This window comes from Glaciimonas sp. OK215, from assembly GCF_057787885.1.
In genome coordinates this window covers 3,070,897-3,095,299 of record NZ_CM173544.1, presented here as the reverse complement: position 1 = coordinate 3,095,299, position 24,403 = coordinate 3,070,897, and the positions used below count along the sequence as shown (strand labels likewise).

24 protein-coding genes are annotated in these 24,403 nt (G+C 55.1%); 19 read left to right on the top strand and 5 right to left on the bottom strand.

What is annotated here, in order from left to right; translation table 11 throughout:
• The first annotated feature begins 27 nt into the window (after positions 1-27).
• The 5 genes from AC3CHX_RS13960 (at position 28) to AC3CHX_RS13940 (ending at position 4,295) form a co-directional block, all read left to right on the top strand.
• On the top strand, positions 28-711 hold the full coding sequence (locus AC3CHX_RS13960) for an amino acid ABC transporter permease (RefSeq protein ID WP_488644596.1): 684 nt from the start codon (positions 28-30) through the stop codon (positions 709-711).
• 13 nt (positions 712-724) lie between these two features.
• Positions 725-1,378 (top strand): amino acid ABC transporter permease, encoded by a 654-nt coding sequence (locus tag AC3CHX_RS13955; RefSeq protein ID WP_488644595.1) that lies wholly within the window; start codon positions 725-727, stop codon positions 1,376-1,378.
• Complete coding sequence (locus AC3CHX_RS13950; protein ID WP_488644594.1) at positions 1,362-2,090, top strand: amino acid ABC transporter ATP-binding protein; 729 nt, start codon at positions 1,362-1,364, stop codon at positions 2,088-2,090. Before AC3CHX_RS13955 ends, AC3CHX_RS13950 begins: the two co-directional genes overlap by 17 nt.
• 60 nt (positions 2,091-2,150) lie before the next feature.
• Positions 2,151-2,942 carry a transporter substrate-binding domain-containing protein gene (locus tag AC3CHX_RS13945; RefSeq protein ID WP_488644593.1) on the top strand — a complete coding sequence of 264 codons (792 nt, stop codon included), beginning with the start codon at positions 2,151-2,153 and terminating at the stop codon, positions 2,940-2,942.
• A 342-nt stretch (positions 2,943-3,284) separates the two neighbouring features.
• Positions 3,285-4,295, top strand: a complete 1,011-nt coding sequence (locus AC3CHX_RS13940; RefSeq protein ID WP_488644592.1) for a porin — start codon at positions 3,285-3,287, stop codon at positions 4,293-4,295.
• A 226-nt stretch (positions 4,296-4,521) separates the two neighbouring features.
• Here the strand turns inward: AC3CHX_RS13940 and AC3CHX_RS13935 are convergent, their stop codons facing one another.
• Positions 4,522-5,274: a sugar phosphate isomerase/epimerase family protein gene (locus AC3CHX_RS13935; protein ID WP_488644591.1), complete on the bottom strand. Its 753-nt coding sequence runs from the start codon at positions 5,272-5,274 to the stop codon at positions 4,522-4,524.
• Positions 5,275-5,621: 347 nt separating this feature from the next.
• On the opposite strand from AC3CHX_RS13935, the gene AC3CHX_RS13930 reads away from it, so the two are divergent.
• The 9 genes from AC3CHX_RS13930 (at position 5,622) to AC3CHX_RS13890 (ending at position 15,612) form a co-directional block, all read left to right on the top strand.
• Positions 5,622-6,380: a GntR family transcriptional regulator gene (locus AC3CHX_RS13930; protein WP_488644590.1), complete on the top strand. Its 759-nt coding sequence runs from the start codon at positions 5,622-5,624 to the stop codon at positions 6,378-6,380.
• 159 nt (positions 6,381-6,539) lie between these two features.
• Positions 6,540-7,568, top strand: coding sequence for a Zn-dependent oxidoreductase (locus AC3CHX_RS13925; protein ID WP_488644589.1), 1,029 nt, complete (start codon positions 6,540-6,542; stop codon positions 7,566-7,568).
• Positions 7,569-7,707: 139 nt separating this feature from the next.
• Positions 7,708-8,766, top strand: coding sequence for an Ldh family oxidoreductase (locus AC3CHX_RS13920; RefSeq protein ID WP_488644588.1), 1,059 nt, complete (start codon positions 7,708-7,710; stop codon positions 8,764-8,766).
• 147 nt (positions 8,767-8,913) lie between these two features.
• On the top strand, positions 8,914-10,029 hold the full coding sequence (locus tag AC3CHX_RS13915; RefSeq protein ID WP_488644587.1) for a Re/Si-specific NAD(P)(+) transhydrogenase subunit alpha: 1,116 nt from the start codon (positions 8,914-8,916) through the stop codon (positions 10,027-10,029).
• Between the two features lie 12 nt (positions 10,030-10,041).
• Positions 10,042-10,383, top strand: coding sequence for an NAD(P) transhydrogenase subunit alpha part 2 (locus AC3CHX_RS13910; RefSeq protein WP_488644586.1), 342 nt, complete (start codon positions 10,042-10,044; stop codon positions 10,381-10,383).
• Between the two features lie 2 nt (positions 10,384-10,385).
• A complete protein-coding gene (locus tag AC3CHX_RS13905; protein ID WP_488644824.1) occupies positions 10,386-11,831 on the top strand; it encodes an NAD(P)(+) transhydrogenase (Re/Si-specific) subunit beta in 1,446 nt (481 codons plus the stop codon).
• A 535-nt stretch (positions 11,832-12,366) separates the two neighbouring features.
• Positions 12,367-13,632 (top strand): site-specific integrase, encoded by a 1,266-nt coding sequence (locus AC3CHX_RS13900; protein WP_488644585.1) that lies wholly within the window; start codon positions 12,367-12,369, stop codon positions 13,630-13,632.
• Entirely contained in the window at positions 13,622-14,608 is a 987-nt protein-coding gene (locus tag AC3CHX_RS13895) for a tyrosine-type recombinase/integrase (protein WP_488644584.1), read from the top strand. The genes AC3CHX_RS13900 and AC3CHX_RS13895 overlap by 11 nt, the downstream gene beginning before the upstream one ends.
• On the top strand, positions 14,605-15,612 hold the full coding sequence (locus AC3CHX_RS13890; RefSeq protein WP_488644583.1) for a tyrosine-type recombinase/integrase: 1,008 nt from the start codon (positions 14,605-14,607) through the stop codon (positions 15,610-15,612). Before AC3CHX_RS13895 ends, AC3CHX_RS13890 begins: the two co-directional genes overlap by 4 nt.
• Positions 15,613-15,734: 122 nt before the next feature.
• On the opposite strand, the gene AC3CHX_RS13885 is transcribed toward AC3CHX_RS13890, so the two are convergent.
• Entirely contained in the window at positions 15,735-16,826 is a 1,092-nt protein-coding gene (locus AC3CHX_RS13885; protein WP_488644582.1) for an integrase domain-containing protein, read from the bottom strand.
• A gap of 997 nt (positions 16,827-17,823) precedes the next feature.
• Here AC3CHX_RS13885 and AC3CHX_RS13880 point away from each other — a divergent pair.
• The 4 genes from AC3CHX_RS13880 to AC3CHX_RS13865 are packed head-to-tail and all read left to right on the top strand — an operon-like array spanning position 17,824 to position 20,367.
• Positions 17,824-19,020, top strand: a complete 1,197-nt coding sequence (locus AC3CHX_RS13880) for a PRTRC system protein D (RefSeq protein WP_488644581.1) — start codon at positions 17,824-17,826, stop codon at positions 19,018-19,020.
• Positions 19,017-19,295 carry a hypothetical protein gene (locus AC3CHX_RS13875; protein ID WP_488644580.1) on the top strand — a complete coding sequence of 93 codons (279 nt, stop codon included), beginning with the start codon at positions 19,017-19,019 and terminating at the stop codon, positions 19,293-19,295. Before AC3CHX_RS13880 ends, AC3CHX_RS13875 begins: the two co-directional genes overlap by 4 nt.
• Before the next feature lie 3 nt (positions 19,296-19,298).
• Positions 19,299-19,826 (top strand): CFI-box-CTERM domain-containing protein, encoded by a 528-nt coding sequence (locus tag AC3CHX_RS13870; protein ID WP_488644579.1) that lies wholly within the window; start codon positions 19,299-19,301, stop codon positions 19,824-19,826.
• Positions 19,816-20,367, top strand: a complete 552-nt coding sequence (locus tag AC3CHX_RS13865; protein ID WP_488644578.1) for a PD-(D/E)XK nuclease family protein — start codon at positions 19,816-19,818, stop codon at positions 20,365-20,367. The genes AC3CHX_RS13870 and AC3CHX_RS13865 overlap by 11 nt, the downstream gene beginning before the upstream one ends.
• Here the strand turns inward: AC3CHX_RS13865 and AC3CHX_RS13860 are convergent.
• The 3 genes from AC3CHX_RS13860 to AC3CHX_RS13850 all read right to left on the bottom strand — a co-directional run bounded on the left by AC3CHX_RS13860 (position 20,364) and on the right by AC3CHX_RS13850 (position 23,168).
• On the bottom strand, positions 20,364-20,492 hold the full coding sequence (locus tag AC3CHX_RS13860; protein ID WP_488644577.1) for an AAA family ATPase: 129 nt from the start codon (positions 20,490-20,492) through the stop codon (positions 20,364-20,366). The genes AC3CHX_RS13865 and AC3CHX_RS13860 overlap by 4 nt on opposite strands.
• 296 nt (positions 20,493-20,788) lie before the next feature.
• Complete coding sequence (locus AC3CHX_RS13855) at positions 20,789-22,063, bottom strand: tyrosine-type recombinase/integrase (protein ID WP_488644576.1); 1,275 nt, start codon at positions 22,061-22,063, stop codon at positions 20,789-20,791.
• Between the two features lie 196 nt (positions 22,064-22,259).
• Positions 22,260-23,168: a YicC/YloC family endoribonuclease gene (locus tag AC3CHX_RS13850; RefSeq protein ID WP_488644823.1), complete on the bottom strand. Its 909-nt coding sequence runs from the start codon at positions 23,166-23,168 to the stop codon at positions 22,260-22,262.
• Between the two features lie 106 nt (positions 23,169-23,274).
• Between AC3CHX_RS13850 and AC3CHX_RS13845 the strand changes: the two genes are divergently transcribed.
• On the top strand, positions 23,275-24,297 hold the full coding sequence (locus AC3CHX_RS13845; protein ID WP_488644575.1) for a serine/threonine protein kinase: 1,023 nt from the start codon (positions 23,275-23,277) through the stop codon (positions 24,295-24,297).
• Positions 24,298-24,403: the final 106 nt, after the last annotated feature.

Sequence of the window (24,403 nt, the reverse complement as noted above, 5' to 3'; positions counted from 1 at the left end):
GGTGGCATGTATTCAATAGGAGGAGGCATGAATATTCAATTCGAGTTTGGACCCGTTATCGACGCGTTGCCGCAGCTATTGCGAGGCGCATGGCTCACGATCGCACTCTCGTTTCTTGCAACGGTGTTTGGATTTATTCTGGGCACGTTTTGCGCGATCGGGCGGCGTAGCGGCCAGACGTGGATCGCCAAGTTATGTACCGTGTATGTCGAGACTATTCGGAACACACCGTTACTGGTCCAAATATTTTTCGTGTATTTTGGCTTGGCAACATTGGGCTTAAAGCTGTCCGTGTTTGTTGTCGCGGTTCTGGCGTTGGTTATCAACGTCGCGGCATACTCCAGTGAAATCATGCGTGCAGGCATGGAGTCTCTACATAAGGGCCAGATCGAGGCTGCGGAGTGTCTCGGCTTGTCGAAGATCCAAGTGTATTGGCATGTGATTCTGCGTCCGGCTACGGAACGTGTCTACCCGGCGCTTACTAGTCAGTTTGTGCTATTGATGCTTGCCACCTCGATCGTGTCACAGATTTCCGCTGAAGAACTGATGGCAGTGGCAAACCGGATACAGTCTGACACCTTCCGTTCGTTTGAAACTTACATCGTCGTAGCGCTGATCTACCTCGTGTTATCTCTGATGATGCGTTTTGGTCTGTGGGCGCTTGGTCAGATCATCTTTCCGCGCCGTCGCCGGCTCGGCACACCGCTGTGACTAAGGAATTTTGATGAACAATATCTTCACTGTGGAGCACTTTTATTACTTGCTACAGGGTTGTGTGTGGACAGTAGGCCTTTCACTGCTTGCTTTCGCCGGCGGAAGTATCGCCGGTCTAGCCACTGCGCTTGCCCGTGTTTCAAACAGTCGGGTATTGAACTGGCTTGCCATCGGCTATGTGCAGATAATCCAGGGTACGCCATTGCTGGTTGTTATGTTTCTGTCCTATTTCGGATTTAGTGTCATGGGACTCGATTTGCCGGCGATAGTCGCCGCCGCGTTTTCCATGGCAGTGTATGTCGGCGCTTACATAGGCGAGATTTGGAGAGGAAGTATCCGGGCAGTACCCCGTACTCAGTGGGAGGCTGCCGAGTGCCTGGCACTATCTTGGAGCCAGCGCATGCGCCTGGTAATTTTGCCGCAAGCGTTGCGCATTGCAACACCGCCCACTGTGGGCTTTATGGTGCAGGTGATCAAGAACACATCTCTCGCATCAGTAATCGGCTTCGTCGAACTGACTCGTGCCGGACAGATCGTTAATAACTCGCTTTTCAAACCATTTCTTGTCTTCGGGCTGGTGGGGGCGCTGTATTTTTCACTCTGCTATCCGCTATCGTTATGGAGCCGCTCTCTCGAAAGGAAACTCAATGTCGGTCGTAGTTAATATCGAAAATATTCACAAAAGCTTTGGCAACCTGAAGGTGCTCAACGGCGTGTCCTTTCAAGTTAACAAGGGTGAAGTCGTCGCCATTATTGGTCGTAGCGGATCGGGAAAAAGCACTGCACTGCGCTGCATCCACCGGTTGGAAACAGTCGACAGCGGGAAAATCGAAGTCTGCGGCCATCGCGTGACCGACAGTAATATTGACTTAAATGCCTTGCGCCGCGATGTGGGCATTGTGTTTCAGAGTTACAACTTGTTTCCGCACCTGACAGTCGAGCAAAATATCACGTTGGCCCCGCACGCGGTCAAAAAGTTATCGAAAGCTGAAGCGCGCGACGTCGCACATAAGGTACTACGCCAAGTGGGCTTGGAGGAAAAGGCAGATTGTTATCCCGAACAACTCTCGGGTGGTCAGCAGCAACGTGTTGCAATTGCGCGGTCGCTGGCGATGTCGCCAAAAGTGATGTTGTTTGACGAAGTGACAGCGGCGCTGGATCCGCAACTCACAGGTGAGGTGCTCAAGGTCATTGAGGTGTTAGCCTCACAAGGCATGACGATGATCCTTGTCACGCACGAAATGGAATTTGCCCGCCAGGTTGCAGACACGGTGATCTTTATGGATCAAGGAAAAGTCTGTGAGACTGGACGCGGGGAAATGCTCGCCAATCCGCAAACGATTGAGCTGCAGGAGTTTGTCGGCAACGGCTTGTAATACAGCAATAAATAATCGCGATTTTTACTGCGCCACACTTAAAAAATTCACGGAGACAAAATGAAATTTATTAAAATGATCGGCCTATCCTTGGCCATTGTCGGCATGGTCTCAGTTGTCAGCCCGTTCGCGCAGGCCGATACCCTGGACAATATCAAACAAACAAAGAAGGTTCGCATCGCTATCGACCTGGCAGTTCCGCCGTACGCGATGATGGATGACAAGCTTCAGCCAATAGGTTCGGATGTCGAAACCGCTCAGCTTCTCGCCAAAGACCTCGGTGCGCAACTTGAGGTCGTGCGCGTCAACGGTGCAAACCGTGTTCCATACCTGCTTACTAATAAGGCCGACATTGTCGTATCGCAGCTGAGCATCACGCCAGAGCGGCAGAAAGTGATCGATTTCTCCAAGCGGTATTCGGTCATTCAAGCAGTCATGGCAGCACCCAAAAACATGAACATCAAAAGCTATGCAGATCTCGTCAACAAACGTGTGATAACGACACGCGGTACCGCGAGCGATCATGTTGCGACCGAAAAAGCAGTCGGCGCAGATATCGTCCGCTACGATGACGACGCGACGTCCATGAGCGCAATGATCAGTGGGCAGGCCGATATTTTTGCCACGACGCCTGCATTGGTAGTTTCAATTAATCAGAAAAAACCGGATCGCCAGATCGAAGCGAAATTCGTTATGCAGAATTTCGATCTAGGTATAGGTGTTCGCAAAAACGATGAAAAGTTACGTAATTGGATAGACGGTTGGGTGCAAGCAAACCTGAAAAATGGCAAGCTCAACGAAATCCATAAGAGATATCACGGCACGTCATTGCCTGCTGAAATGCTCAACTAAATGAGTTTGTGTTGCCGCCATAAACGGTAGTTGCGATGCAATGCGTCGCACAATGAAATTTCTACGCTCGCTCGAAAAATTAGCTGCGAAATTAGTTTGATGTAGACGTCCCAACCGTCTGCGGCATGCGCCAAAAGCCCTGCTGACACGGCACAGAGCACGCGAGGTGCTCTGAAAATCATGGCAATGCTTCGCTATAAAGGCCAAATTCATTTGGCGCTTGATCAAGCGTGCGCGCGCCTGCGAAGTTCTTGCGCAAAAGGACCAGGTTCAACAAGAACCTCCTTCATGCATTTGCCGAAAACATACTAAAAACACTTCAACATTTCAGGAGACTCTTTAATGAATAAATCATTTTTCGCACTCGCCGCGCTCGCCACTTTTGCTGGTACGGTATCTGCGCAAACCAACGTTACCGTTTACGGCGTTGCGGATGCAGCCCTCGTACGTGAGAGTGGTGGCACAGCGCCCGGCTCGACACTAAAATTAAGCAGTGGCGTACTCAATGGGTCCCGCCTTGGATTCAAAGGTACCGAAGATTTGGGTAGCGGCCTGGCAGCAATCTTCTTGCTGGAAAGCGGGTTTCTGCTTGACACTGGGGTAATGGGCCAAGGCGGTTTGCTGTTCGGGCGTCAGGCTTATGTCGGTCTGACAGGGAACTTCGGCAGTGTTTCGTTGGGGCGTCAATACTCGGCAGTTGATTCAACTTTGGGCTCAACTGATCCGTTCATACTAGGAACGGCGGGTAGACAAAACAATGTCGTCGCCTCAACCTATATCAGCCGCGTTGACAATAGCGTTTACTACAAAACACCAACCGTGAACGGCTTGGCTGCCGACGTCATTTATGGCCTCGGTGAAGTCGCGGGCAATACGTCCGCCAAGCGGTATATCGGCGGCTCTCTTTGGTACACAAGCGGCCCGCTGTATGCGCGTCTGGCGTACCAGAATTTAAACGACGCGACAGGTACCGGTTCCGCCAAAATCACCCTTTTGGCTGGGACTTACGATTTCGGCGTAGTCAAAGCTCACTTCTCCTACGCAGTCAACAAGTCTGACGCTGCTGGCGCGACAACACTCGATAACAAGGACGTAATGGCCGGTATTTCGATCCCGTTCGGCGCAAACAAGGTCATGGCGTCTTACATACGTGAACATGACAATATGGCGGCTAAAAAAAATGCTAACCAGATGGCAATCGGTTATATGTATGACTTGTCCAAGCGTACCGTTTTGTACACCGCGTACTCAGTAATCAAAAATTCAAATGGCGCCACTTATACCGTGGGCAACGCAAGCGAAGCCGGTTCCGGTAATCGCGGATTTAATCTCGGCATGCGTCATTTCTTTTGATCGTTACTGGGCGGAAGTCGATGGCGCGGTGAAACTATATCGGGCAAGCTACTGAAATTCTTATGGTACTTGCCGGAATTCATTATCCTTCAATCGGAAATTTTCGGGAGGGGGTAGTTCAAGTAAACGTCGAACTACTCCCACCAATTCCGATATCGCATGCTCTTATTTGGCGGAACTACTTCTCATCCTGACATGAAACATTGAACGATGCGCGAAGCAATGGTTACAGAATACGCAAACGTTCAATATAGTCGCGCGTGACCAGTTCCAGAGACTCACCGAGCAGTGGGAATTCAATAGCGCGTGGCACATTCTCCGGAAAGTTTCGAAACAGCTCCCTCCAATTGGGGTCCGCGCCGTTCAATGGCACGACTCTCAAACGCCCGCCATCAGTCGTCACCGCCTTACAATGCACATACTCCACATGCGAACCGAGGACCATTGCGGCTTGTGCGGGATCGGTACCGGTCCAACACCAATTCCCAGTGTCGAAAACCATGCCGATGGGCACACCTGCATCCCGGCAACTTGCAAAGAACATCGCAAGCGGCGCAATCCGACCGCCAGCGGAAGTTTGATCGTTCTCAATTAACACACGCACATTACTGGCGCTGAGAAGCGCAGCAAGCGCTAAGACATTGCAGCTTTCACCATAATGACCGAGCGTTATTTTCAAAAACTGCGCATCAAGAAGCGCAGCTTCACCTAGTAATTCGCCTAATTCCTCTACAGCAAGAGTGCCGTCATCCCGCCACAGGCTCAGCGGTGCTGAATAGATAGCGTACAAATTATGCTCCGTGAGCAACTCCCGCAAAGCCTTCAAATCCCGTGCTGGTCCGGTAAACAATTCGCGTCGTATCTCAACGCCATTCGCACCTGCACGCGCGACGAGCGGCAAGAAATGCGCCTGTCCGCGCGCACGGACCAAATCGGCCCCGAACGCTGAAGTAACGACTACGACTGAAGGTATATCCACAATGACTCTCCTTGTAACTGCATGAGTGTTTGCCTTGGCACAAGACCGATAGCACTATTTCAACTTCTGATTCAAATTCCTATCCTGCTGCTGACAAACCGATTTTGTTTGCGTATTACACTACCTAAGTATTATTTCGGCCTTATGGCACAGTAAGCCGAGGGAATCACCTGAACCGGACGTTAGTTCGACGGATTCAAGCAGGTGAATTAAATCGATTGATTACCATACTAGTATGGAGGTATAATAACTGAAATTGCACTTGGCATAGCGCAAGTAGCAATAATTTTTTTGACCGAGTTTGTATGCGGTCAAATGCACAAACAAAAAAAGAGAGAGGGCTTATTGTGAGCAAGTTTCCCTTACCGACCGCGATTCGTCGTGATGCCGACGCGGCCCATGAGCAGATTGGCCACGCCCTTGACGCATCCTTGCTCGATCCGAAGTTGTCCTATGCAGATCAAGTCCACGCCCAGCTGCGTCGAGCGATTGTGGAGGGGCGATTGTTGCCTGGCACCAGTTTGTCAGAGGCGGCCCTCGCCGCGGCCATAGGTATCAGTCGTCAGCCAGTGCGCGAGGCGGTGCGCCTGCTTTCGCAGGAAGGCTTGGTAATTGTCTACCCGCAGGTTGGCACCGTGGTGGCGCCGATTCGAGTTGCCTTGATTCGCGAAGGTCATTTTGTGCGAAGCGCGCTCGAAAGCGCGAACCTGGTCGAATTGGTGAAAACCATTACGCCCATGCAAATCGCTGGAATCAAAGCGGCTCTCGCGATGCAACGTGCAGCACTTGAAGGTGGACACATAGACGAATTTTTCCGGCTGGATGAAGCGATGCACCGCAGTATGTTCGAGCTAACTGGCCGCGAACGGGTATGGACCCTGATTGAGACGACTAAGGTCCATCTTGACCGTGTGCGCTGGTTGCTGCTCGACCGCATCGAACAACACGCAGGGCGCGCGCTAAGCGAACACGAAGTCCTTGTTGAGCGGCTTGCTGCACGAGATGGCGCAGGTCTCTCCGCTGCCATTCATTACCACATCGATACGGTCGCTGAACACCTGCTCGATCTGCGCAAGTGTGCGCCGGCAAATTATTTTGTCGATTAAGCTGACTCGACCTACTTGGTTTCTTAGTGGGCGGCTTCATGGCCATGTGCGCGGCATCTGAAAGAAGGTTCGCTGCCTCATCGCTCTACAAAGGCTCTATATCTCGCCATCGCACCCGAGCGACGGTTTAATGTGTCATTTGCAAAAGGGGATCATGTAATGCTTAGCATCGTCGTCGAACAACCTCATCAGATCGCGGTTATGGAGCGACCGCTGCCAGAACCCAGTGCTGGACAGGTGCGGGTGCGCGTGCGCTATGCCGGCATCTGCGGCTCGGATTTGCACATCTACCACGGCATGAACCCATTTGCCATATATCCGCGCGTGATCGGGCACGAATTCGTGGGCCGCATCGATGCGGTCGGCAGCGGCGTGGACGCTGATCGCATCGGCGCACTCGTCGCCGTCGATCCCGTGGTGAGCTGCGGTCAATGCTATCCCTGCTCCGTGGGGCGCCCCAACGTCTGCCACAACCTGGAAGTCTACGGTGTGCACCGTGACGGCGGGTTTAGCGAGTCGGTTTGCGTACCTGCCGCGAATGCCTATGATATTCCGAATAACATAACAGAAACGTGTGCCGCGATCATTGAACCCTACGCAGTGGCTGCCAACGTGCTCAGCCGCACCGGCATATTTCCAAACGACATCGCGCTTGTCTACGGGGCAGGGCCGATCGGACTGACCGTAGTTGAAGTGCTCAAGGGAGTCTACGGCGTGCGTACGATCGTTACCGACCGCCTCGACGAACGCCTGGAGCTGGCCCTTACCTGCGGCGCCGATGAAGTCATTAATACCGGGCGTGAACCATTGACCGAGGCACTTGCCAGGCTTGGCATCGATCACGGTCCGACGCTCATCATTGACGCCGTCTGCCACCCGAGTATTTTGGAAGAAGCGGTGCGTATCGCCGCGCCAGCCGCGCGCATCGGTTTGCTCGGCTTCGCCGCCGAGCCTTCGGCAATCCCACAGCAGGAACTCACCAAGAAGGAACTCTCCTTGCATGCTTCACGCCTGAATTGCGCGATGTTCCCGCGTGTGATCGATTGGGTCAGCAAGGGACTTATCCACCCCGAGCGGATCATCACGCATCAAATTGATTTCCACGATGTCTCAAAGGCGTTTGATCTCATCCAGCGTGACCCGCAAAGTAGCTGCAAGGTGCTGCTCGATTTCGCTCCAGGTACCTGAAATCCACGTATTAGTGCAAGCGCAGATACCACATCGAAACGTCCCAAAATTTGGCGATACCCAAAAACGGATGGATTCCGTCCCATCGCGTTTAGGGCGCTCTTTTAATGAACGAAAAAATAATTAGGAGAACCTCAAAATGTCACAACTTCATTATGCCGCTGAACCCCTGACCCACTTTATTGTTGACCTGTTTGTAGCGGCAGGTATGGAAGCCGATAAAGCGCACAGTGTTGCCCGACTATTAGTGCTGACCGATATGATGGGCCGTCACACCCATGGCGTAGCGTTGTGTCCACTGTATATCGATCAGCTTGAAAAGGGGTTGATGACGCCAAGCGGCGGACCTGAGTGTGTAAAGGACACAGGGTCGGTCGTGGTGTGGGATGGCAACTATATGCCGGGCCTTTGGCTGGTCGAGCGCGCGCTCAACATCGCGTTCGAGCGCGTCGCCAAGCACGGCGTGATCAGCTTTGCGATACGACGGAGCCACCATATTGCCTGCCTGGCCGCACTTGTAAAGCAGGCTACTGACCGTGGGTATATTGCCATCCTGGCTACATCCGACCCAGCTTTCGGCTTCGTTGCGCCTTATGGCGGACGTGAGCCGTTGCTTACGCCAAATCCCTTTGCTATTGGATATCCTGGAAGTAAAACGCCGGTACTGGTTGACATTTGTTCGTCGATCACAACCGTTTCCATGGCACGCAAGAAGGCAGCCGATGGAGAACCCTTTGAACAACCTTGGTTGATGGATGCTGAGGGTCGCCCTACCACCGATGCGCGCGTCTTGGAACAAACCGATCCTCGGGGTAGCCTGCTGCTCCTCGGAGGGCAGGAATATGGTCACAAGGGATTCGGCCTCGCACTCATGGTCGAAGCGCTTACGCAAGGGTTGTCGGGCCACGGTCGTAAAGATACCGAGAAGCGCTGGGGTGGCAACGTCTTTCTGCAGGTGCTCGATCCGGAAGCGTTTGCCGGACGCGACGCTTTCCTGAATCAAATGGACTATCTCACCGAGTCTTGTCACAACAATGCGCCGGTGCGCGAAGGTGTTCCCGTACGCATGCCAGGCGAACAAGCCGAGCGCAGCATACTTACTGCCCAAAAACTGGGCGTGCCAGTTCTACAAAAAACGACGCAGCAACTAAGTGAATTAGCTGCGCGCCTCGGTGCTGAAATGCCATCGGCGCTTTAACCAACCAGCGGATGCACTAACCAAAGGAAACGCACGGGGCTGAGCCGGCGGCGATATGAGGCAAATCCGTCGTCCATCCGTGATCTTTATGGCTGGCTCAAACTGTCCGTTTCGAAGTCGCAATATCTAAAAACTAATGGAGAAAGAATGAAAATCGGCATTCCCGCCGAAAGACGGCTGGGAGAGACACGCGTCGCCGCCACACCGGAGACGATAAAAAAACTGGTAGCGAACAAACATCAGATCATCGTGCAGTCGGGTGCGGGAACGCAATCCAGCATCCCCGATGAGGCGTATATGGCGGCAGGTGCGCAAATGGGCACGGCAGCAGAGGCATTCAACTGCGACGCTGTACTGAAAGTGCGTGCACCCAGTGCCGACGAACGGGCGCTGATGAAATCGGGCACTGTGGTGATCGGCATGCTGAACCCTTTCGATGCCGAGAACATCGCGCTGATGGCAAGTCATGGCCTGACCGCGTTTGCCCTCGAAGCCGCGCCGCGGACCTCGCGCGCACAATCGATGGACGTGCTGTCGTCGCAAGCGAATATCGCCGGTTACAAGGCGGTGCTGATGGCGGCCAACACCTATCAGCGCTTCATGCCGATGCTGATGACCGCCGCCGGGACCGTCAAGGCGGCACGCATGCTGATCATGGGCGCGGGCGTGGCCGGTCTGCAGGCGATCGCTACGGCCAAACGGCTGGGGGCGGTGATTGAAGCCTCGGATGTGCGGCCGGCGGTCAAGGAGCAGATCGAATCGCTGGGCGCCAAATTCCTCGACGTGCCGTTCATTACCGATGAAGAACGCGAAATCGCGCAAGGCGTGGGCGGCTACGCGCGGCAGATGCCGGCCGACTGGATGCGGCGTCAGGCGGAACTGGTGCATGAGCGTGCCAAACAGGCCGATATCATCATCACCACCGCGCTGATTCCGGGCCGCAGGGCGCCGGTGCTGATCAGCGAAGCGACCGTCAAGGCCATGAAGCCGGGTTCGGTGGTCCTCGACATGGCCGCTGATCAGGGCGGCAATTGCTCCTTGTCCGAAGCGGGCAAGACCGTGATCAAGCATGGCGTGCACATCATCGGCGAAGGCAATCTGGCAGCGCTGCTGGCCGCCGACGCCTCAGCGCTGTATGCCCGCAACGTGCTGGATTTTTTGAAGCTGATCGTCAATCCGGAAGGTGGTCTGGTCATCAACCGCGAAGACGATATCGTTGCTGCCACCTTGTTATGCAGCGCCGGTGAAGTACTGCGCAAATAGAATAGGAAAATCATGGAAGTCACGCACACCATCACCAACCTGATCATCTTTGTACTGGCGATCTACGTCGGCTACCACGTAGTCTGGACCGTCACACCGGCCTTGCATACGCCGCTGATGGCGGTCACCAACGCGATTTCCGCCATCATCATCATCGGCGCAATGCTGGCCGCCGGGCTGACCGAAGGCATCGTCGGGCAGGTCGCCGGGACATTCGCGGTGGCGCTGGCCGCCGTCAATGTGTTCGGCGGTTTCCTGGTCACGCAGCGGATGCTGGAGATGTTCAAGAAGAAAGAACCTAAAGCAGTGCCGAAGGCGCTCCCTAAAACCGATATCGCGGGAGCCAAATCATGAGTATGGAATTCGTTAGCATGAACCTGGTGACGATGTTCTATCTGATCGCCTCAGTCTGTTTCATCCAGGCCTTGAAGGGCTTGTCGCATCCGTCCTCGGCACGGCGCGGCAACGCCTTCGGCATGGCTGGCATGGCGCTGGCGATCGTCACGACGATGGCCCTGATGATCAAACTCAAAACGGAAGCGCAAGGCGCAGGTATCGGCTTCTGGCTGGTCGCCGGCGGAGTGGTGGTCGGTGGCGGCATTGGCGCGACGCTGGCCAAGCGGGTCGAGATGACCAAGATGCCGGAACTGGTGGCGGCGATGCACTCGCTGATCGGTCTGGCGGCGGTCTGTATCGCGGTGGCGGCAGTGTCCGAGCCGTGGGCCTTCGGCATCGCAGCGCATGGCGACGCGTTGCCGGTCGGCAACCGGATCGAGTTGTTCATCGGCACCTTCGTCGGCGCGATCACCTTCTCCGGTTCGGTGATTGCGTTCGGCAAGCTGTCGGGCAAATACAAATTCCGCCTGTTCCAGGGCGCGCCGGTCAGCTTCAAGGGCCAGCATTTCATCAACCTGCTGCTGGCGGTGGCGATGCTCGGTCTGGGCATTATTTTTGTACTGACCCAATCCTGGTTGCCGTTCATTCTGATGACCATCATCGCCTTCGTGCTGGGCGTGCTGATCATCATCCCGATCGGTGGCGCCGACATGCCGGTGGTGGTCTCGATGCTGAACAGTTATTCGGGCTGGGCCGCGGCCGGGATCGGCTTCTCGCTGAACAATGCGATGCTGATCATCGCCGGTTCGCTGGTCGGTTCTTCCGGTGCGATCCTGTCCTACATCATGTGTAAAGCGATGAATCGGTCGTTCTTCAATGTGTTGCTGGGCGGCTTTGGCGGCGCTCCCGCTGACGCGACGCAGGGCGCGGCACAAGGACAACGCCCGGTGAAATCCGGCTCGGCCGACGATGCGGCGTTCCTGATGGGCAATGCCGAAACGGTCATCATCGTGCCAGGCTACGGCCTGGCGGTAGCGCGGGCCCAGCATGCGTTGATGGAACTGGCCGAAAAACTGTCGCATAAGGGCGTCACTGTCAAGTTCGCGATCCACCCGGTGGCGGGACGCATGCCGGGCCACATGAACGTCTTGCTGGCCGAGGCCGAAGTGCCGTACGACCAGGTGTTCGAGATGGAAGACATCAACAGCGAATTCGGCCAGGCCGATGTAGTGCTGGTGCTGGGCGCCAATGATGTGGTCAACCCGGCCGCCAAGGATCCGAAGTCGTCGATTGCCGGCATGCCGATCCTGGAAGCCTACAAGGCCAAGACCGTGATCGTCAACAAGCGCTCGATGGCCTCCGGTTATGCCGGTCTGGACAACGAGTTGTTCTACATGGATAAAACCATGATGGTGTTCGGGGATGCCAAGAAGGTGATAGAGGATATGGTTAAGGCGATAGAGTAAAACCACGTAGGGGGCATCACGGCACGCGCTGTCGGGCAAGTTTGTGTTGCGATTGGAACATCCGCCAATACCATACATGGCAGTGACTGCGGTGGTCAGACGGATCAATCAATCGTTCGTCAGAACGGAAGCGTGGCGTAGTTTTAGGAGAGGAGTTTCAGACAACTGTCTGATATAACGTGATTTTGCAAAACGAAAAGGGGTTACGTTTTCACGTAACCCCTTATGTATTCTGGCTCCCCGACCTGGACTCGAACCAGGGACCTGCGGATTAACAGTCAGGTTGACACAACCTCATTCCTCGCTTGAGAGAGCGCTATCTTGTTTGCGCGTACGCGTCAGTACACCGCAATAGGCAATATGTGCAGCAACACATTTGATCATTGTGGGTAGTTGGCTGTTATGTGCAGTAAACGTCACAACGTGTCTGCCAACCAGATTTGAGCTAGGGAATCAAGGAGCGCCAACTCAACATAAAAGTTCATGATAGTCATCCCCGGTGGTCATAGTGGCCGCCGTCAATAAGGAGGCGATCATGGATCAGTTCACATCCGAGGCAATGGGTGACTTGTCGATTGAGCAGCTCAGTTGCGGAGCACAGCACGAACTTCTGCTGCGCACATATAGTAGGAGGACGGTGGAGCGCTACTGCATGGTTTGGAAGCACCTTGCGGATTTTGCTCGCGAACAGAAGCTTGGCGAAAACTACTCTCGAGATATGGCGCTTCGTTTCGAGGAAGAGTACGGCCTTGGCGATCGTAAATGCCTCAAGCAAGGCGAACGTTGGCGTCGGCACCTCGTATTTGCTCTTAGAATTCTCGACGACTATGCCCGCACTGGCAGCGTCGTCCGATTTATCGCGGAAACGCGCGGACTTCACGTGCCGCTCGCTATGCACAAGCCGATGCGTACTTACGAGCAGTTTTCCAGAGAGCGCTTGCACCTTCGCGAGTCAAGTCTTCGGGATCGGATACACAGCATTGCCGTATTCCTCGACTTCCTGGGGACAAGAGGTGTAGATTCCTTCGATCAGATGCAAGCGGCTGACGTCAGCGCTTTCATCGCGTCGAGGTCGAGTTGGAAAGCCAAGACGGTATCTCACGTATCATCCGGGGTACGGCTGTTCTTGCAGTTCTTGTTCTCGAGGGGCTTATTGTCGAGTGACCTCAGTACGGTGGTTCCTACCATCCGGGTAGCCCAACAGGCCAAGATTCCTGCGGTCTGGGAGCGTGGGCTCGTAGACCAGATGCTCCAGGCCGTCGACCGCAGTTCGCCGAAGGGAAAACGTGACTACGCGATTCTCCTGATCGCGGCCCGTCTTGGGATACGTTCGGGGGACATTCGATCGCTGAAGCTTGATGACCTCCATTGGGCGTCTGCGACGATCAAGATCACACAGGCCAAAACCGGTGAACCGCTGGTACTTCCGATGAGCGAAGAAGTTGGTGCAGCGTTGATCGACTATCTACAGTCGGGCCGGCCTTGCAGCCTGCATCGCGAGGTATTCCTCACTCTGACGCCGCCGTTCTCTCCCTTCTCATCGGGGAACCACCTGCACTATATCGTCTCGAACTGGCGAGAACTCGCCGGCATCGAATTCAAGTCCAAGCAGAGCAAGGGGCTGCATTCGCTGCGTCACACGCTGGCGACCAGATTGTTGCAAGAGGATACGCCATTCCATGTCATTTCCGCCATCTTAGGGCACGCGTCGTCAACATCGACGTTTATTTATGCCAAGGCTGATGTGGAAGCGCTGCGCAGCGCCGCAATCAATACCGAGGAGATGCATCATGGTCAATGAGACTCGGCAAGTTGCGGGGCACAGCCCGGTGGCAGCCCTCATGGAGCAGTTTGTTCTGGAAAAGCAGGCATGTGGCTACCACTACAAAGAAGGCATCATGATTCTGCGTCGGTTTGACGCCTTCTTGTGTGCACAAGGACTGGATAAATGCGAACTGCCTCGGGCACTCAGTTGGCAATGGCTCGCCAAGCAGTCCCACGAAGCCGCGGCCACACAACTGTGTCGCATCTCGGTGATTCGCCAGTTGGCAATGTACATGTGCCGTCTGGGGCTGCGCGCCGATGTCCCAGACCGAGCGCTTGGCACGAAGCGTACGACCATGTTTACGCCGCACATCTTCACACACGCAGAGATCCGGCAGTTGTTCGATGCCGTCGACAATGTAAAACCAACGGCAAGAGCACCGTTGCGCCACATCATCATGCCCGAAGTCCTACGCCTGCTCTACGGTTGTGGCTTTCGCGTCAACGAAGTGCTGCGATTGCGTGTCGGCGACGTCGATCTCGGGCATGGCGAGCTGACGGTGCGCGCAGCCAAGTTCGCCAAGGACCGCCTCGTGCCTCCAGCTTTGCCGCTCATACAGCGCCTGCAGAGGTACGCCGCCGAATTCGGTCCACGGCCTGATGACGCGTTCTTCTTCACGTCACCGCACGGCGGAGCTTGGTGTGTCAGTTCGGTCTACTGGCTGTTTCGGGAATTGCTGCTTCGCTGCCAAATCTCCCATGGCGGGCGCGGGCGAGGACCACGAATCCACGATCTGCGACACACGTTTGCCGTTCACACCCTGCTTCGTTGGTATCGTGAAGGTGCGGATCTTGATGCCAAGCTCCCGGTGCTGGCAACCTATCTGGGCCACGCTTCGCTCGACGGCACCCAGGAGTATCTCCACATGACGGCAGAACTGTTCCCTGAAGTCGTTGTTCGAGCCAACAGCGCATTCGGCGACGTCATTCCGCGTGGAAGGAGTGCGTCATGAAGCCCACAGACTTCTCTATTCAAGTCACAAACTTCCTGACTCGCTACTTGGCGGCGCAGCGCAACCTGAGCCCCAACACCATCAAGGCCTATCGGGACGTGTTCACGCTGCTCCTGCGGTTCGCGCGCGATAACCGTGGCATCCCCGTGGAACGGCTATCGCTTGCGCATGTCGATGTGGCGTTCGTAGATGCATTCCTTGAGCACCTCGGCAAGGACAGGCACTGTTCAGCGCGCACACAAAATCAGCGCTTGGCCGTGTTGCACGCCTTCTTCCGGTACGTACAGTCGGAGGTGCCAGATCGTTTGCTGCAGTGCCAGAAGATTCTGGCCATCCCTCTTCGGCGTATTGCGCAATCGACGGTCGAATATCTATCAAAGGACCAACTCGCCAGGATACTCGCTCATCCCGATTTGACGACGTGCGGCGGGCGCAGAGATGCCGTGATGTTGAGCCTCTTATACGACAGCGGCGCTCGCGTGCAGGAACTGATCGATCTCAATGCCGATGATGTTCGCCTGACGTCACCAGCGCAGGTCCGGCTCTTCGGCAAAGGGCGCAAGGTGCGTGTGGTTCCCTTGATGGATGCCACGGCGCAGCTTATTCGCGATTATCTGCGCGAGCAGGGTCTGGACCGCCCTGAACGCGGACATGAGCCGCTATTCCAGAACCGGCAAGGCGGACGGCTGTCGCGCTGGGGCGTACGCTATCTCTTGCAAAACCATGTTCAACCTGTCCGGTCCAGCCTGCCGGGCTTCACGCAGCCAGTGAGTCCGCACAGCCTTCGGCATACAAAGGGCATGCATCTGTTGCAGAGCGGCGTCTCGCTCGAAATCATCCGCGACTTCCTCGGCCACGTAGACGTGAAGACGACACATATCTACGCACGAGCGAACCTGGAGATGAAGCGACGCGCGCTCGAAAAGGTTGCGGATGCTCCGCTTCCGACGATGCCGTCATGGCAGCAGAACAAGACACTGCTTGAATGGCTGCACTCCCTGTAAGCCGATAGGGCCGCCGCTTTCGCGGCGGCCCTAGGTGTCCTGCGCGAATATTATGGTGAGACCGAATCATTAGCATTAAGGCTCCATGTGCACTGATTCGACTTGCTGCACATAACAATCAACTACCCACAATAGGCGTTCGATGCCCGCTTACGTGCATGTCCGGCCAACTCGGCAACCTCCTGACGTGCTGGATCGCTGATTTCCGCCGGCAATCTTCTGCCGCCCCGCACCGGCGCCGGATGTCCAGTGAGCGCTTCGAATTGCGCGATCAGCACCTCGTGCCGTAGCCCATGCGCAGTGACGCCCAATGCCTTCTGGGTGACGCCGAATTTCTCCAGTACATAGTTGAATCGACGTAGTGCCTGTTCCAGGCTGTGCGACAGATGTCCGATGTGACCATCGGCGGTAGCGACGACCGCTTGCGCATGCTCAATCGCCGCAATGCGTTCTGGGGTGTCCAGCGCGACGAAGCGTTCGCGTCCGCCTTTGCTACCCGCTTTGATGCGTGCATACCGGTCGGCCTTCCGTTTGTGGAGCGGCAATCCGGTAGCCTCGAACGGCACCACGCAGACGTGGGGCCGGAACATGATCGCCTCCTTCCTGCGCATGCCCATGGTCCGCACCAGCCGCATCGCCGCCCCCACATGTGGGTCGAACAGGCATATTTCACCAATCAAGCCATCGATATCGATCCGTTGTGCAGTCCAGCTCTTGTCGCGTTCGGATGCCTCATGGCGTTGATACTCATCCGGTTCCAATTCGTAGTGCTGCGGCTGGCGCACCAGTCCATGTTTGCCGAGCCACTGGGCAAGCCCCCGCAAGAAACTCAGGTAAGTCTGTATCGTCGCCGGTGCCAGCTTTTCTTTTTGCCAGACCGCCACCATTGCCTTGATGTGACGCTCACCCAGGTTGCGTGGATCGGGCAGCGTCTTGAATCCTGCCTTGTGTTTCAGGTCGCGAAAGAAGCGCCGCAGGAACTCTGCCCGTTCCTGGCGCGTCTTGAAAGACACTTCCTTGTGTCTGGCCGTGTGCTGCTTGTTGAACAGATCGATCAAGAGTTCGAGCACCTTGAGCGGTGGGGTTTCGCCGATCCGGTGGCGCGTAAGGATTTCCTCAGCGCTGAGTCCGTTCCATTCCTGGCGGCGGCGCGGTTGATGGACGAGCGAAGCCGCCGCACGCGGAGTGCGGATGTGCATTGTTCCCTTGGACATACTGCCCTCCGTTGTCGAACGCCCACTGCTCGAAAAGTGGGTGGGTCCAGTCATTGTGGAATCGAAGAGATGTGAACCCGGACGGCGGATTCCATCGCCATCTCCGCCCAGTGGTCATTGCCATGCGCAGCACGCGACCACGCTCCTTGCTGCGTTTACCCAGAGATTTGCCTGCCCATGAAACAGGGCAGGCTCGGTTAGCCTTAAAAATGGTTCAATTGATCCGTCCCGTTTGTGCATTTCTGCGCCGCGCGGGGTTGGGGATGCCGTCCGACCTAACGGGTCAGGACAAGACATCAGCGTCGAGATCGGGTCTCGCGCTCTTTGTGGATCAGTTCTTGGTAGTCGTCACCCCACCTGCATGGGTCCGCCCCTCACCGAAAGTCCGGGGTGGTGTCAGGTGTTCGAGCGAAAACGCATGGGGAGCCTAAACAGGCAAGCACAGCCGTGCGCTGCGTGAAACGCGTGCTCAAAGTGGGTGACGAGGAAACGTGGTCCGGCATCGGGTGCCGGAAAAATCATCCGCTACGCCTTGACGCTTTCTCGAAGAAAGCCAGCGACTGTTGCTGACAGGTCAGGACGAATTGCGCTACGGGGAATATCACTACACAGCACGACCTCAAGGGGCATGCAAACCGATTCAAAGATCGGGATTGACACTTCAATGGCGGGTAACGACCGCGACGCCTTTTGGTTCCCGCGATGGGAACAGGGCAAGGAGCCTTTCGAGCGCTATCAGTTGACAACATCGCGGGGTGTGCGTCAAGCGCTTTCCGGCGCTTTCGTGTGGCGTCGGATGATGCCCTTGATGTGTGTTTTTCTTCCGATAGGGGACGAAAGCGAGATGGCATGCGGGGTTGACGGGAGCAAAAGTGGCCTCTGGTTCCCGATTCAAAATTGTTCCATGTTCATCGGGTTTTTTAGCCCTTGACGAGTGGTTTTCGGATGTGACTGTGGTGATACGCGAAAGCACGCCACCCGCCATCGGCATCCGCAAATGTCATTCTGGTTTGATTCGAATGACACCGTAGAACTATTCAGCTTGGGTCTGATGGCGAAATCCGGTTTGGATCGTGCGTGTTTCGTATGGAGCGGCAGCATCGAATATCCGATGCTGAACGCATCAATCGACTTTGTCGGAGATCCCATGGAAACGATCGTCAGAGCAGTAGATGTTGGATTCGGCAACACGAAGTACGTGACCAGTTGTGCAAGCAACGAAATCCGTTGCGCCACCTTTCCTTCGGTCGCTTATCCGAGCGCACGGGATTTATCCGCCGTGCCGGCGGCGGAGCGGCGTAAAACCGTTGCGGTGCCGATTGACGGGTTGTTCTATGAAGTGGGGCCGGAGGTGAACCTGGCCGCCGACACTTTCCGGGCGACCCAGATGCATGACCGCTATACCGAGACGCCTGAGTATGCGGCGCTGTTGCGCGGCGCGCTCAACCAGATGAAGGTCGGTACCATCGATTTGCTGGTCGTCGGGTTGCCGGTTGCGGCATTCACCGCGAAAAAAGCAGCGCTGGAAAAAGCGATGACCGGCAAGCACGAGGTCGGCGGTGGCCGGAGCGTGACGGTACGCAAGGCGCTTGCTGTCGCTCAGCCGCAGGGAGCGCTGGTCTACTACGCCTCGCTGCATCAGAAACTGAATTCAATTGAGAACGAACAGAGCCTGGTCATTGATCCCGGCGCCCGCACCTTTGACTGGCTGGTCACAAGAGGGATGCGCCTGGTACAAAAAAAGAGCCACTCGATCAATCGCGGGATGTTTGACATCCTGCAAGCCATCGCGACCGAAATCAGCGATGACATCGGCACCCCCTATCGGGATTTCGACGCGATTGATACTGCACTGCGCACCGGCAAGAGCCCAGTGATCTATCAGAAGCCCTACGACATGTCGCGCCTGATGCCGATCGCCTGGACGATCGCGCAGCAGGCGGTTTCGTCGATGCTGCAGTGGATCGAGGCGTCCTACAGTTTTCAGAACATCATTCTGGTCGGCGGCGGTGCCTTTCTGTTCAAGAAGGCGGTCAAGGATGCGTTCCCGAAGCACAAGATTCACGAGATCAAGGAACCGATCTATGCCAATGTGAAAGGTTTCCAGATCGCCGGAATGAACTATGCCCGTAGCGCGCTCGAAATGGATGTGCGTATCGATGCGGAATCGAAGGCGGACGGAGGAGCAGCATGAGCGAAGGCACACTAATTCCGCCAGCGCACATACGGCTCGTCTTTGAGTTGGAGCGCGCCGACAATCCGCGGCTCTACGATGACCTGATTCAGTTCAAGAAGGGCTCGAAGCGCGTGAACCGGCTTCGGACTCTGGCGCAGGAAGGTTTGCTTGCCCAGCATTGGTCACCGATAGCAGCGGAGCACATGGTCGCAATAAAAAGTGAAGCGATTCCTTCTAATGTAGGTGCGGCTTCGATTACAAATCAAGTGTTCGACGAACCGCTCGTGGAGTAGCGTATGGGTATCGATCATCGTGGCGAGCGGAAATTGCTGAAGGAAGCGACTACTGCGAATAACCAGAATCGAAAAAAAAGACCGCGTGCCGTGCGTGCCTCGGAGTTGGCGCAGATGGGCGTGTGCGAACGTCTGGTGGTGTTTGAGCATAGCTTGGGCAAGCGAAGCACCGAACACCGGCGCAAAGCGATCAAGCGCGGATTACGCGCACACGATCAGTTCTACCGCGAAGGCGTTCTGCTATCCGACGCGAACGCGACGTCTGCGAGGAAGGGGCGCTGCTACATCGCGACGCTCATCTTCGGCACTGGACGTGAGACTGCCACGCTCAGAATGTTTCGTGGCCGGGTATTGCGACCCTATGCAACGGGGCGCTGGTTGATCGGCGTGTACTACCGGACAGCGCCCGCACTGTACATTGTGTTGGAGCGCTATTGGTCGTTACAACCTGTTATTCGAATGATGCTGAAACCGGTTGTATGGCTGGTGGGTCGTGCGTTACGTGGCAAGGGAGGTGATCATGTCACCTAACGAATGGATCTTGTTTGTACTCGCTGTATCCGTCTTGTTGACTTTTATTTATTGGAGGCGGCATGTTTGGCTCGCAGCTTCCGAGCATGCTTGGCGACCGAGAGAGTTGCGCGATGCTGAACTGGCTTATGCGGAGCAGGTATTCAGGGCAGACGGGGCAATTCCAATCGTCGCAAAATTAGATCGAGCCTATCGCACCACGACAGGTGTGATCATCTTAGTCGAGCTGAAGACGCGACACGCGAATCGGCCTTATCTGTCCGATGTGATCGAGTTATCGGCACAGCGACTTGCAGTGCAAATGCAAACAGGAGAGCGCGTCGCTGAATACGCTTATGTCTTGATCCAGCGACCCGGCAGCAAGTTTAAGTTTCCCCATCGGGTCAATTTGCTATCGACTGAGGAAGTGATCGCTGTGGCAAGGAGGAGGGCGGCGATTTTGAGCGGCGAAGCAGTAGCCCGGTACGCTTGCTCGCCAGGCTTGTGTGCTCAGTGCATCTTTATGCCGGAATGTAAGTCTGGCGCTGACCCGATGACCTAACTGGTCGTAGAGCTCTTGCCGGCCTCATTGTCGCCAACCAAGATGTTCATTTTCTGGTCGAAGTTGACCGCGAAATTCTCGAATTTCTTGAAATTGGAGAGCTTGATTTTTGTTATTACCTTCATGGTCCCGATTCCATTAAATGTTGTCGTAAGGATAGTGCCTTATGCCGAACAAAATCACAATCCGCTGATTTTCCTGCCAGTTCTCGTGCAGGGGAGGGTTGCACACATAGGATCAGAGATGAAAGGTCGAAGAATCAGTAATGGTCTGCGATCGTATTCGCGTTTTTACACGGCCTGGGTCGACAGCGGCCGTTCCAAAAAGCTGCAACGTAAGCCCATCTGACAATTGATGTCAGGTCAAGTTTGGATTACTACATACAGTTGTTGCGGTCAGGTCAGGTCCTGATCTATAGAATTCAGGCAGTTTTGCGGTTCAGTCCAATAGCGTTGAAGGGTTTTCCGCTACGAACGGAATCAAGCAAAAGAGCCCAGCGGTCCAAGGCATCCTTACGTTCGTCAAAATAATCATGACGGTTGTAGATACCTTCTACGCCACGCACTTTATGATTGAGTGCTCGTTCGGCAACAAAGCGATCAACTCCCAATTCGGCAAGGAGCGTACGCGCCGTGCGTCTCATGTCATGTACCGTGAAATGTGGAATATCCGCAAGGTTAAGCCTTTTAAGGGCTACATTTAATGTATCCGGGCTGATGTGCTCAAACCGATTCCGGTGTTCCTTACCTTCTTTTTTTCTCACTAGTCGGCGTGCAGGGAATAGGTATTCGCTATCGTACGCGCACACCTTGACCTCGGTAAGCCAGATGACTACCTGAGGCGCGAGCGGTATCTCAATCGGGAGGTTTTTTTTGGTTCGGCTGGGTTGCAGTTTCCAAATTCCGTTCGCGAGATCGAACTCGGCCCATTTGGCCGATAGCAGTTCCATCTTCCGTACGCACAAGGCAAGCAGCAGCCAGGTGGCGAGCTCGTTGAGACGCCCGAAGTTAGGCGTGGTTCGCATCGCATCTGCCAACGCGACTAGCTCTTCCCGATTGAGCCAGCGCTCGCGCGGTTCTTCCGTGCCGCCAGCATCCGAGATCTCAAAGCCGTAGACCGGGTTGCTGTTAATCCACTTGCGCTTCACTGCGAAGTGGAACATACGGAACATATAACGCAACGCGTCGTTGGCAACCGTGGGTGCCCCTGCCGCAACGATACGGCTCAGAACATCGTCAATGTGAATCGGCTGGACTTCTTCGACGGGTAATCTGCCGATGACCGGATTGATATGCCGCCGAAGCACGCGTTCGACAACCTGTGGATGTTTGTAGTTGGGCAGAATGTGGCGTTCCATCCAGAGCTTGCCAAGTCCCTGAACGTTGTGCATGTCAGTTGTTTTAAGTTTCTCCCGACGTTTCGTCGCAGCAACATCGATACCCTGCTGAATCTTGGCCCGGTCATTGCGGGCAAGTTCGCGGGCGTCCTTAAGTGAAATGTCCGGGTAGCGCCCGATCACCTTTTCTTTGTTGCGGCCGGCAAACCGATATCGCAGTATCCATGAAGCCTTGCCCTTGCGGGCACTTGCCTCTGTTGCAACGAATGTCAACCCGTCGCCGACACTCCGGTCAACCGGCCCGGCACTCAGCCAAGTCCTCAGCGTTCTATCTGTAGCAATTCCCGCAAACCCAGTCATGGCGCGCCTCTCCAAGGAATCTGTGGGGTAAATCGTGGGGTAAATTCCACATTATGAAATGTCGAATTTGCCCCACGATTTACCCCACAAAAAACATGCGCTATGTTGGGACGCTATGCAACTCCATGAAGACAACTTCCATTCAAAATCAACGGCTTAGTGGAGTTTTTGGGGTGGTATGACCCCCCCTGAAACCCTACTCCAAATTCTGCACCTGTTCACGCATCTGATCGATCAGCAGTTTCAATTCCATCGATGCATCGGCCAGTTCCTTGATCGCCGCTTTGGAGCCGACCGTGTTGGCTTCACGATTCAGTTCTTGCATCATGAAATCGAGGCGCTTGCCGACCTGGCCGCCTTTTTTCAGGATGTGACGGGTTTCTGTCAAGTGCGCACCCAGTCGCGACAGTTCTTCCGCGATATCGATACGGATGCCATACAGCGTCACTTCCTGACGAATTCTATCCATCGCTTCGTCGCGCGATAACGCCGTTGTCTGGGTTGCATTGCTGCCGCCATCCTGTTGTGCCAGACCTAATGCTTCCTGCATGCGGGCGATGGCTCTTTGCTGGAACTGGGCAATCACTTGCGGCACCAATGGCGTGATGCGCTGAACGATGATCTCCATCGCATCGATGCGCGCGATGATAGTCTCTGCCAGCGCGGCGCCTTCGCGCGCGCGCGATTCAACGAAGGCGGCGAGGGTGGTCGCCATGGTGGCCTGGACTTCGGCCTGGAGCGTGTCCTGACTGATCACGGCTTCTTCGATAACGCCGGGCCAGCGCAGCAATTCGCCAACCGAGAGTGGCCTTGCCTCGCCAAATTGTTTCTGCACCGCATTTTGCAAATCAGCCAGCGACGCCAGCAATGTCGTATTTAGCGCCTGGCTGCTGCCGCCGGCGACTTTACGGCCAAAGCTGAGTCGGCATTCGACTTTGCCGCGGCTGATTCGGCCCATGATGGCTTCGCGCAAAACCGGCTCCAGCGCGCGCAGATCGTCATTGATGCGAAACTGCAAATCCAGAAAGCGCGAATTGACGCTTTTCAGTTCGATGGTGATGGTGCCTGCGGCGCTTTCACGGGTGTTGACGGCGTAGCCGGTCATGCTGCAAATAGTCAAAATACGGTCCTTTTTGTTTCTTCTTTACAATTTTGCGATTTATCAAGACAATCTCAGTCACGTTGCAAACCACTGACAAGACTAGGATCTTATGGCCGCACAAAACAATGCTCCACTGCCTGACGGGCTCAAGCTCGCTGGATATCGCATTGTAAAGAAGATTGCCTCGGGCGGGTTCAGTATCGTTTATCTGGCCTATGACGAAGACGGCAATGCCGTTGCCATCAAGGAATATTTGCCCAGTTCGCTGGCGTTGCGCCAATGGGGCGAGCTGGCGCCTGCGATCCCGCCGGAAAATCTTCCGACTTTCCGGATCGGCCTCAAATGCTTTTTCGAGGAAGGGCGGGCGCTGGCCCACATTTCGCATCCGAACGTGGTCAGGGTGCTGAATTTCTTTCGCGCCAACGAAACCGTGTACATGGTGATGGCGTACGAGTCGGGCCGCTCATTGCAGGAGCATATCCTGCGGCGTCGCGACAAAGGCGAAAAGCCGTTGGTTTCCGAAAAATTCATACGCAAGATGTTCCGTCAGGTGATGAACGGCTTGCGCGAAGTACATACCCATAAGTTGCTGCATCTGGATCTTAAACCGGCGAATATCTATTTGCGCGCGGATGGTACGCCGATTCTGCTGGATTTCGGCGCGGCCCGGCAAACCCTGCGCACCGATTCGCCCAAGCTGTATCCGATGTACACGCCGGGTTTCGCGCCTGCCGAGATGTATGAAAAAGATGGCAACCTGGGCCCCTGGACCGATATTTACAGTATCGGGGCCTCAATCTTCGCCTGTATGGTCGGTGCGCCGCCGCAGCCGGTCGATCAGCGCAAGGTGAATGACAAAATGGAAGGCCATTTCCGCAAACTGGAAGGTTTGTATTCTCCTGAGTTGATCCAGGTAGTGCGCTGGAGCCTGATGATTGATCCGATGGAACGACCGCAAAGCGTGTTCGCGTTACAGCGGGCGCTGATGATGCCGGTGCAGCAAGAAGAAGTGCGAATGGTGGACAAGATATTGCGCAAACTGCGCAGTATATTTTTCACGCAAATACAGTTTCAGTTTCGCCGCAAATCGCCGGATCCTGAGGAGAATACCATTCAGGAAAATACCCAATAACTTCGGGCTTGTGTTGTACTTTGATTTGCATGATTGGTGTATCTTCCCAATATTATTTAGTTAATTTTCATTCAGTATCCCGGCGCGCCAGCGCTTTGGTCACCAA

Excerpts from the sequence above, each read along its gene's own strand:
- AC3CHX_RS13960 (WP_488644596.1), top strand. The coding sequence starts at position 28 with ATGAATATTCAATTCGAGTTTGGACCCGTTATCGACGCGTTGCCGCAG.
- AC3CHX_RS13955 (WP_488644595.1), top strand. The coding sequence starts at position 725 with ATGAACAATATCTTCACTGTGGAGCACTTTTATTACTTGCTACAGGGT.
- AC3CHX_RS13950 (WP_488644594.1), top strand. The coding sequence starts at position 1,362 with ATGTCGGTCGTAGTTAATATCGAAAATATTCACAAAAGCTTTGGCAAC.
- AC3CHX_RS13945 (WP_488644593.1), top strand. The coding sequence starts at position 2,151 with ATGAAATTTATTAAAATGATCGGCCTATCCTTGGCCATTGTCGGCATG.
- AC3CHX_RS13940 (WP_488644592.1), top strand. The coding sequence starts at position 3,285 with ATGAATAAATCATTTTTCGCACTCGCCGCGCTCGCCACTTTTGCTGGT.
- AC3CHX_RS13925 (WP_488644589.1), top strand. The coding sequence starts at position 6,540 with ATGCTTAGCATCGTCGTCGAACAACCTCATCAGATCGCGGTTATGGAG.
- AC3CHX_RS13920 (WP_488644588.1), top strand. The coding sequence starts at position 7,708 with ATGTCACAACTTCATTATGCCGCTGAACCCCTGACCCACTTTATTGTT.
- AC3CHX_RS13915 (WP_488644587.1), top strand. The coding sequence starts at position 8,914 with ATGAAAATCGGCATTCCCGCCGAAAGACGGCTGGGAGAGACACGCGTC.
- AC3CHX_RS13910 (WP_488644586.1), top strand. The coding sequence starts at position 10,042 with ATGGAAGTCACGCACACCATCACCAACCTGATCATCTTTGTACTGGCG.
- AC3CHX_RS13905 (WP_488644824.1), top strand. The coding sequence starts at position 10,386 with ATGGAATTCGTTAGCATGAACCTGGTGACGATGTTCTATCTGATCGCC.
- AC3CHX_RS13900 (WP_488644585.1), top strand. The coding sequence starts at position 12,367 with ATGGATCAGTTCACATCCGAGGCAATGGGTGACTTGTCGATTGAGCAG.
- AC3CHX_RS13895 (WP_488644584.1), top strand. The coding sequence starts at position 13,622 with ATGGTCAATGAGACTCGGCAAGTTGCGGGGCACAGCCCGGTGGCAGCC.
- AC3CHX_RS13890 (WP_488644583.1), top strand. The coding sequence starts at position 14,605 with ATGAAGCCCACAGACTTCTCTATTCAAGTCACAAACTTCCTGACTCGC.
- AC3CHX_RS13885 (WP_488644582.1), bottom strand. The coding sequence starts at position 16,826 with ATGTCCAAGGGAACAATGCACATCCGCACTCCGCGTGCGGCGGCTTCG.
- AC3CHX_RS13880 (WP_488644581.1), top strand. The coding sequence starts at position 17,824 with ATGTCATTCTGGTTTGATTCGAATGACACCGTAGAACTATTCAGCTTG.
- AC3CHX_RS13875 (WP_488644580.1), top strand. The coding sequence starts at position 19,017 with ATGAGCGAAGGCACACTAATTCCGCCAGCGCACATACGGCTCGTCTTT.
- AC3CHX_RS13870 (WP_488644579.1), top strand. The coding sequence starts at position 19,299 with ATGGGTATCGATCATCGTGGCGAGCGGAAATTGCTGAAGGAAGCGACT.
- AC3CHX_RS13865 (WP_488644578.1), top strand. The coding sequence starts at position 19,816 with ATGTCACCTAACGAATGGATCTTGTTTGTACTCGCTGTATCCGTCTTG.
- AC3CHX_RS13860 (WP_488644577.1), bottom strand. The coding sequence starts at position 20,492 with ATGAAGGTAATAACAAAAATCAAGCTCTCCAATTTCAAGAAATTCGAG.
- AC3CHX_RS13855 (WP_488644576.1), bottom strand. The coding sequence starts at position 22,063 with ATGACTGGGTTTGCGGGAATTGCTACAGATAGAACGCTGAGGACTTGG.
- AC3CHX_RS13850 (WP_488644823.1), bottom strand. The coding sequence starts at position 23,168 with ATGACCGGCTACGCCGTCAACACCCGTGAAAGCGCCGCAGGCACCATC.
- AC3CHX_RS13845 (WP_488644575.1), top strand. The coding sequence starts at position 23,275 with ATGGCCGCACAAAACAATGCTCCACTGCCTGACGGGCTCAAGCTCGCT.